This window comes from Kluyvera sp. Awk 3 (assembly GCF_028069715.1).
In the GTDB taxonomy this organism is placed as follows: domain Bacteria; phylum Pseudomonadota; class Gammaproteobacteria; order Enterobacterales; family Enterobacteriaceae; genus Kluyvera; species Kluyvera georgiana_A.
Window position 1 is genome coordinate 1 of the sequence record NZ_JANEWH010000176.1, and the last position, 8,226, is coordinate 8,226.

Here is an 8,226-nt window from a genome sequence, read left to right on the forward strand (position 1 = left end):
ATTGTATACCGTTCCTGAACAGATTACGGATGTCCATTTTGACCATAAAATCCATTCAAAAACAGAATGTTGTCAATGAAATTTATGATCAGATATGTAGCAAGCTGCTGGACGGCAGTTGGGCGCCGGGTAGTCGTTTACCTTCGGAAGCGGAGCTAACAGCCTCATTTAACGTTAGCCGTGTCAGTGTACGTAGTGCGGTTCAGCGCTTTCGTGACCTTGGGATAGTGGTGACACGGCAGGGTAGCGGCAGCTACGTGAGCGAAAACTTCACTCCACATATGTTGAGTAACGAGCCCCGCCCAATCATGCACCTGAGTCGCGAAGAATTTCACGATATGATGATTTTCCGCCAGACCGTGGAATTTAAATGCGTGGAACTCGCGGTCATGCATGCTACCGACGACGATATTCGTCAGCTTGAAGAAGCATTGAACAATATGCTGATCAACAAGGGTGACTACAAAAAGTATTCGGAAGCGGATTACGAGTTCCATCTGGCAATAGTCAGGGCTTCTCATAATAGTGTTTTTTACAATGTTATGAGTTCAATTAAAGATATCTATTACTACTATCTTGAAGAACTAAACCGCGCACTGGGTATTACTCTTGAGAGCGTAGAAGCTCATATTAAGGTCTATATGTCGATTAAGAACCGCGATGCTAGTTCTGCTGTGCAAGTACTCAATGAAGCGATGTCTGGAAATATTGTTGCTATTGAGAAAATAAAATCAATAGATATGTTTGAAGAAAAGTAATTGAATTACAATCTGTGACCTGAACGAAACTTCTTTTATCAGGCTAATGAACTGCCTACTTATTTTTAGTTTTATGTCGTGCTTTTATGCTGGTAGCCTGATCCGAAATTCAACCTTTTCCAGCATTATGATACTCCTCTGACCGGAGGGGGGCGATAATTAGACCATGATTTATTGAAGGTCTTATTGTTTCTGCCCTACAAGAACAGTTGAGTATTTTCGTGTTGAAAATAAACCTGCATGGTTTGGTGTGATTGACAGTGAAATATTAGATAAACTGGAAAAAAAGACTGAGATGAGTTAGTGAAACAGAGTGGGCTGATTTTTTTTAGATACATGCCATATATGATAGAGTAAAACGTTCGAAGTACAGCGAGATAACATAATTTACAGGGTTGTGTACATAGAGTGATTAAAGATTAATTGTAATCTAAAGATATATACATTATATCTTTAGATTATTGAATAATGCGATGTATGGAACTCATTACTGAGACAAACTGAGAATGGTACGTATATTTCTCGCGCTGGTCGCTATGATATCAATTGCCCCTGTCCGTAATGCTCCCATGATTGACATTGCTTTGGTGTTTTCTGAAGCGATAGCAATCACACATGGAATTTGTCGCAACTCTTCGATACTCAATCCAATGACGCGATCATCCATCACGGTATTGACGTGTTTACCCTGGGCATTAAAGAAGTCATAACCTGCTATATCCCCAGTCACCCCTTGATGGAGACTGGCGTCGTTGATTTCCTGTGGCGTAAACCAGCCGAGCTTAACCATATAGCTGTTCTCGTTCATATCCCCGATACCCACCAGGGCGATATCCGCTTTGCGAGCACGATCGAGCGTCTCCTTTATAGTGCCATTGCGCATGAGCGCCACTTTAAGCTCAGGATTCTCAACGTAGGCTGGGGCATAGAGAGATTCACTGCTGCCGCCAAATTTCTTTGCCAGGAGGCGGCTGATATGATCGGCGTTGATAACGTCACCAGGCCGATGCGTCCCGCCAATACCGCAGATGAAACGACAATCTTTCGCCTGGATAGTACTGGTGTATTCCGCTACGGCCGCCACATTACGCCCCTGACCGACCGTGACCACCATATTGTCGCGCAGATTATTCGCCAGATAGTTGGAGACCAGAGCCGCTACCTGACGGCGCTGTTCATCTTCGTCATTATGATCAAGGGCAATTAACGCGCGGGTGATAGGAAAGCGTTCCTGCATCTGCTTTTCAAGCTGGGTACTGAACACTGGATGATAGCGGACGTTAATCTCAACAATGCCTTCTTCTTTAGCACGCTTCAGCAAGCGTCCGATTTTTATACGTGAAAAACCAAATCGATTGGCAATCTCTTCTTGTGTTACCTCATCGCAGTAGTACGCAATGGCTATCTCGGTGAGTAGTTCAAAATCCTGAGTCTGGCTGGATTTATCCATGCGAGGTGGGTTCTCCATAAGAAGGGAAAGAATGCTGACACTGCCATTTGGCGTAAATTGTACCAGAACTACTGCTGTAGATAAAAAGATCTGCTCCGCCATCAGGGGATGGCGGAGCGTTGCATCAGCGTTTGATACTGTCGATTTTCAACATTCTCGCGATGACTTTATCCAGTTCCTGCTCTTCAAAAATCACTTTCCAGTCTGGTTTGACGATTTTTTCACGGCCATATTCCATTGCAATCATACACGCGTCAGAGAACGGGTTGGTTGCGCGGAAGGCAACGGCCAGCGCAATCTGAATGTGCCCGTATAGCATGGCTTTTGCGGCTTCTTCCGGAACACCACTGTGCTTCACCGTCTCATCCAGTGCTTCTTTCATAAAAGCACCAACCATACAGGCAACGGTTTCTACAAGCGTTGGTTCCAGGTAAGCAAGCTGTTTTACCGTGACCCAATGCACCTGCTCAACTGGACCATACATACAGCTGATAACTTTACCTAATGCGGCTTTTTGTGCATCGCTGCCAGTCTCGTAGGAAGCGGCAACATGCTGTACAGCCGCAATGCCGCCAAAGGCATCTTCATGTTCTTCTTTGGTGTAACGCTGCAGAAATACTGAAGGATGGCATGGATGCGCAACGGCGTACTCAATGTCCTCGCGTTGGGCGATGAGATTAGCGTAAGCGGCGGCTGGATCCAGGGTCAGCAATATTGCCCCTGGTTTCATCTGTGGTACGACGGATTCAGATACTTTCCCTAAAGCAATATCCGGCACAGCCAGAATCACCACATCGCTGAGCGGAACAACGGACTGCGCATCGGACAGCTCTCGTCCTTTAGCCGTTATCTGTTGCTGCGCAGTAGGTGAGTTTTCGCAATAGAAAACGTGGTACGCGCTTTTCTGGAAATTGGCCGAAATACGCATGCCCATTTTTCCGCCGGCACCAATGACGGTAATCGTTTTTAATTCAGCAGACATGATCAGACTCCTTGGATTTTGTTGAAGAAATATTCATTAAGGTTTGTTTATCAATCAGATACTGCATGTTATGTTCGGTCCAGGCTGCTTCAAGACGGCACGTGCTTTCGCTATCACCCTGCCAGGGTAGCCAGTGTTCAATGATCTGGTTAATGTCGCGAACTTGCGGCTGAACGTGCAGATAAATATCGTCATAGCGCAACAGCCCTTCACCCAGCGGACAACCAGCTAGCGTAAAGCCGACCCACCCGTCGCGACGGGAGAAGGAGAAATCTTTCACGTGCCAGTTCAGTACGTAGGGCGCGGTTTTCGCCACCACATCCATCGGTAATTCGAGGCTGGCGACACAATTGGCGGGATCCAGGCAAATGCCTACTCGTTCTGAGTTAATCGCCTGGACCAGTGCAATATTGTCGTCGGTAGGTACCTGTTCATACGTTTCAAAGCAGATCGCCACGCCTTGTTCCACAAATGCAGGCAAAACCATTTCCACGTTACGTTGCGCTTCACTTAGCGTCGGACGATGGTCCGGACTGTTGATCATGGTGCGCAGCAGGGAGCAATTAAGATCGCCAGCAATGGCGAGGTAGCGCTGCAGATGCTCCGCCTTTACGCCTTTAGTGCCCAACTCCAGCGAGATACCTGCGCTTGCGGCATGTTCTGCCAGACGCGCTCGCTCCCTGGAGGACCACTCGGTAATTTGCGGATAATCGCAGATTTGAAATACCGTCGCGCCAAGACGTTTGCTGTCATCTATGGCGTCGAACAAGCTCATGGGTTTGAGCGCTTTTTCTGATAATTGCCAGAAATACGCGTAGGTGCTGAGTCCAGTTTTCATGCGTTTTCCTTCGTCTCGGCTTGCGTTAATAAAATATAAGCTTCATCAAGGATTGCCTGTATCGCCGCAGGCTGGTGGGCGAAACGCCCGAGAAACAAACCATCGACGTGCGGCCATAGCGCGCTAAGCAGACCGGGACCGGCGCTGCCGCCATAAATCACGCGATGATTGCCCGAGACAGACGACAAATGAGTCCGTAGCCCGGCACAAACTGACCGGATATATTCGGCGGAAGCGGGTTGCGGCGCACCAATGGCCCATTGCGGCTCCCAGGCAAAAATCAAATCCCCGGTGAGGGCATGTTGTTGCAGAAAATGAATAATGGCGCTCGCCTCCTGTATGGCGAAGGCAGTGGCATCGGCAATGGGCATTTGTTGAGATTCACCGATACAAATAACCGGCGTTATCCCATTCTCCAGCGCCAACTGGACTTTGCGGCAAATAACCGCATCATCTTCATGAAAATATCGACGACGTTCAGCATGGCCGATTTCAACAAACTTCCCGCCCATTTCGGCAACCATGGCCGCGCTGGTTTCCCCAGTCCATGCACCAGGCTCTGCGGGGGCGATATTCTGCGCCCCGACCTGCATAGCGGTACCCTCGAAAGCGCGCAGCGTTGCGTCAATCACCGGGGCAGAGGGAAAGGTAAACAAGGTCGCTTGCGCATCAACCTTCAGCAACGGATGTTGCCGAACGATGTCTGCTACCTGTTGGCTCCAGCTAAGGGTTTGCTCATAGCCGAAATACATCTTCAGGCTTACGCCGAGCGTCAGCTTCACTGACATACCGCCCCCTTTTTCTCGTGATCCGGGATGACCGTAAAGCAGCGACTCACCGCCGTGACGATCATTGCCAGCGAAACCGCGCCTGCATCAGGCGTCCCCAGACTACGTTCGGCAAGCGGGCGGGCGCGACCAATTTTCGGCAGCAACTGCGCGGTATCTTTCGCACACTGTTCGGCATGACGGGCAGCATTACCCCATGCCTGAGGCAGCGGTAACCCTTTTTGCACTTCCGCGGTTAACACGTCGCTGAACGGCAGTAACACATCCACCAGCGTTTTATCGCCAGGCTTTGCTTTACCAAAATGCATCACGCCATGCGCAGCGTCATTCATGGCTCGTGCCACTACAGCGGCCTGCGGATGCTGTTGATTGCCAATACCGGTTCCAATGGTATTTAAAATAACGCCCCAGATAGCCCCCGAGGTGCCGCCCGCTTTATCAGCCCATGCGTCGGCAGCCTGCTGCAGAATGGTACCTGCACCTGCTCCAAGCGCCAGATAATGATGTGCACTGTCCCGTGCAGCCCGTACACCGCGCTCCATGCCGATACCATGATCGCCGTCTCCGGCCACCGCGTCGATACGCCCTAACTCGTCTACGTTTTCAATCACCACATCGGCAAGTGCATCCATCATCGCCACCACGTGAACGGCGGCAGCGCGTGAGGCCTCAGACGCTGCGGGCACCGTCTCTTGCTGACACTCATCTCCATCGTGGGTCCGTAACGGCTGCGCGACTATCACCGAACCCCGCTTAAAGGCCGGGCTGTAAACAGGGGCAAGCCATAGCGCCTCCAGTTCTTCAGTAAACCACGTAAGCGTCAATGAAAGGCCCGCCATATCAAAACTGGTGACGAATTCACCGACCTGGATATCGGCAAGGATAATGCCTTGCTCGCTCAGACGCTGTTGTACGCTGTGCCAGAGCACAAACAACTCTTCATATTTGACCGAGCCAAGGCCGTTTAAGATGGCCCCTACACGTGCACCGTTGACGCTGACGTCTGGCGGAATATCGTTGAGCAGATGTTCAACCAGCATGGCGGCCAGTTCATTGGCCCCCGGAATCGCCATTTCACTGATCCCCGGCTCGCCGTGGATCCCCATACCAAAACCCATCCGTCCTTCCGGAACGGTAAACAAAGGATGCTCCGCCCCTGGCAATGTACAGCCGGAAAATGCCACACCGATCGTGCGGGTGCGGTCGTTGGCTTGCCTGGCGACGGCAAGTACCGCTTCGAGCGAGGCCCCCTGTTCTGCCGCGGCAGCCGCCGCTTTGAACACCACTAAATCCCCTGCGACACCTCGACGTTTTTCCATTTCATTTTTTGCAGCGCTGGTGATGTCATCGGTAACAGCGATTAGCTCGCAAGGAATGCCTTCAGCAATCAGACGTTCACGGGCAAGACCAAAATGCAGGACATCTCCGGCGTAGTTCCCAAACGCTAACAACACGCCGGCACCGTTGTGAGCGGCTTTTGCTACCGCGCAAATCTGTTGTGCAGAAGGTGAAGCGAATAAATTCCCCATCGCCGCGCCGTGGGCAAGTCCCTGTCCAACCAGTCCGGCAAACGCGGGATAGTGTCCTGAGCCGCCTCCAATGACAATCGCCACAGTACCCGGCTGACTTTGGGTATTGCGAATCACCCCACCAGGCACCTGTCGTACGACTTCAGCATTGGCGCTGATAAAACCAGCGACCATTTCTTTGGCAAATTCGGAGGGGTTATTAAATAGCCATGTCATATTAGTGTTCTCCTGCTCGTTTCATGTTCGCATCGGCAGCATTGGGCGTGTGTGGAATACGGCTTAACACCAGCATTAGGATTGCCGACAGCAGCATAACCCCCCCCACCACCATCATCGGTGCCAGATAGCTGTGCGTCACATCATGGAGGGCACCGGTAATGTAGCCCGCCGAAAAACCGGCCACGTTACCCAGGGTATTGATGAGTGCCACGGCGGCGGCGGCGGATGCGCCAGAGAGAAACTGAGTCGGCAAGGTCCAGAAGTTTGGCAGTGCGGCAAAAATGGCGCTGGCGGTTAGCGAGATCACCACCATGGTGGCAAACGGCGTGTTCATATACAGCGCGGTAGGGACAGAAATTGCGCCGACCAGGGCAGGCAAAGCGATATGCCAGGTTTTACAACCACGGCGCGACACATCCCGGGACCAGAAATACATCACAATCGCGGCCACCAGGTACGGTGCGCCGGTGATCAGGCCTTTCTGCATTACGCCGAAGTTAACGTCAAACTGGCTCTGAAAACCGCCAATGATGGTGGGGAGGAAGAACGCCAGCGCGTACAGACCGTAGATAAAACCAAAGTAGATCAGGCACAACACCCAGACGCGAGCGTTGGACATGACCGAACGCAGACTATGGTTAGCAGCGCTGGATTTCTGTGCGTCTTCACGCGCCAGTTCGGTATTCAGCCATGTCTTTTCTTGTCTGGTCAGCCATTTGGCATCATCAGGCTTATCAATCAGATAGAACCACGCGATGATGCCCATAACGATAGCCGGAATGGATACGCCAAGGAACATAACGCGCCAGCCTTCCAGACCAAACAGACCGTGCTGATTGATAAACCAGGCCGCCAGCGGTGCGCCGAATACGACGGTCAGCGGCTGCGCCAGATAGAACAGTGCAAGAATTTTGCTGCGATGACGAGCCGGAACCCAGGCGCTCAGGAAGAATATGGCCCCTGGGAAGAAGCCTGCTTCCGCCACGCCCAGCAGCAGACGCAGGATATAAAGCCCTTCAACATTACTCACCCAGGTGAATAACAAAGAAACGATACCCCAGGACACCATGATACGCGCCAGCCAGCGACGCGCGCCGTATCGGTGCAATGCCAGGTTGCTGGGGACTTCCAGAAGAATATAGCCAATAAAGAAAAGCCCAGAGGCCAGCCCGAATTGCGCAACCTGTAGGCCAAGGTCATGCATCATGCCGTTAGGGCCGGCGAAAGAGATCGCAGTTCTGTCGAGGAAGTTAATGAAGAACATCAAAGCAACAAAGGGGACGAGACGCATGGAGATCTTACGAATCGCTGATTTTTCTACGTCAACCGCTACGTTTTGATGAGTGCTGGTCACAGTGTCTCTCCTTCCGGGCAACCTGGTTACCGGTGGGATCAGAGGGTAAATGTTCTTGCCGTATTACTAGCAATGATGAATAAGCGTAATTCCATTCCTGGTTGTGTAATCCATTTACATTCACGTTACATGACAAATGAACATTAGCAGTTCATAAGATTCGTGCATATGAGCATCAAATGAAATTGTGATCGCCCTCAAAATGTCTTTTTTAAGCGATATGAGAGGTTTCATAGTCATTATTGGAGTCTTTGGCAATCTTTTTAGCTGTTCATATGAAAATGAGTTGAACTTATGTTTATTAAAAG

At 50.7% G+C, this 8,226-nt stretch carries 7 protein-coding genes; 1 reads left to right on the plus strand and 6 read right to left on the minus strand.

Going from position 1 to position 8,226, the window contains the following annotated elements:
- Positions 1-38: 38 nt before the first annotated feature.
- Complete coding sequence (locus NNN71_RS22385; RefSeq protein WP_267453885.1) at positions 39-758, plus strand: FadR/GntR family transcriptional regulator; 720 nt, start codon at positions 39-41, stop codon at positions 756-758.
- Between the two features lie 487 nt (positions 759-1,245).
- Here NNN71_RS22385 and NNN71_RS22390 read toward each other — a convergent pair whose 3' ends face one another.
- The 6 genes from NNN71_RS22390 to NNN71_RS22415 form a co-directional block, all read right to left on the minus strand.
- Positions 1,246-2,208, minus strand: coding sequence for a sugar-binding transcriptional regulator (locus tag NNN71_RS22390; RefSeq protein WP_267453717.1), 963 nt, complete (start codon positions 2,206-2,208; stop codon positions 1,246-1,248).
- 124 nt (positions 2,209-2,332) lie between these two features.
- Positions 2,333-3,190: a phosphogluconate dehydrogenase C-terminal domain-containing protein gene (locus NNN71_RS22395; protein WP_267453716.1), complete on the minus strand. Its 858-nt coding sequence runs from the start codon at positions 3,188-3,190 to the stop codon at positions 2,333-2,335.
- Positions 3,180-4,028, minus strand: a complete 849-nt coding sequence (locus tag NNN71_RS22400) for a sugar phosphate isomerase/epimerase family protein (protein ID WP_267453715.1) — start codon at positions 4,026-4,028, stop codon at positions 3,180-3,182. Before NNN71_RS22400 ends, NNN71_RS22395 begins: the two co-directional genes overlap by 11 nt.
- Positions 4,025-4,816 (minus strand): triose-phosphate isomerase family protein, encoded by a 792-nt coding sequence (locus NNN71_RS22405; RefSeq protein ID WP_267453714.1) that lies wholly within the window; start codon positions 4,814-4,816, stop codon positions 4,025-4,027. Before NNN71_RS22405 ends, NNN71_RS22400 begins: the two co-directional genes overlap by 4 nt.
- Complete coding sequence (locus NNN71_RS22410; RefSeq protein WP_267453713.1) at positions 4,807-6,561, minus strand: dihydroxyacetone kinase family protein; 1,755 nt, start codon at positions 6,559-6,561, stop codon at positions 4,807-4,809. Before NNN71_RS22410 ends, NNN71_RS22405 begins: the two co-directional genes overlap by 10 nt.
- A 1-nt stretch (position 6,562) precedes the next feature.
- Positions 6,563-7,918 (minus strand): MFS transporter, encoded by a 1,356-nt coding sequence (locus tag NNN71_RS22415; RefSeq protein ID WP_267453712.1) that lies wholly within the window; start codon positions 7,916-7,918, stop codon positions 6,563-6,565.
- Between the last annotated feature and the right edge of the window lie 308 nt (positions 7,919-8,226).

Excerpts from the sequence above, each read along its gene's own strand:
- NNN71_RS22390 (WP_267453717.1), bottom strand. The coding sequence starts at position 2,208 with ATGGATAAATCCAGCCAGACTCAGGATTTTGAACTACTCACCGAGATA.
- NNN71_RS22395 (WP_267453716.1), bottom strand. The coding sequence starts at position 3,190 with ATGTCTGCTGAATTAAAAACGATTACCGTCATTGGTGCCGGCGGAAAA.
- NNN71_RS22400 (WP_267453715.1), bottom strand. The coding sequence starts at position 4,028 with ATGAAAACTGGACTCAGCACCTACGCGTATTTCTGGCAATTATCAGAA.
- NNN71_RS22405 (WP_267453714.1), bottom strand. The coding sequence starts at position 4,816 with ATGTCAGTGAAGCTGACGCTCGGCGTAAGCCTGAAGATGTATTTCGGC.
- NNN71_RS22410 (WP_267453713.1), bottom strand. The coding sequence starts at position 6,561 with ATGACATGGCTATTTAATAACCCCTCCGAATTTGCCAAAGAAATGGTC.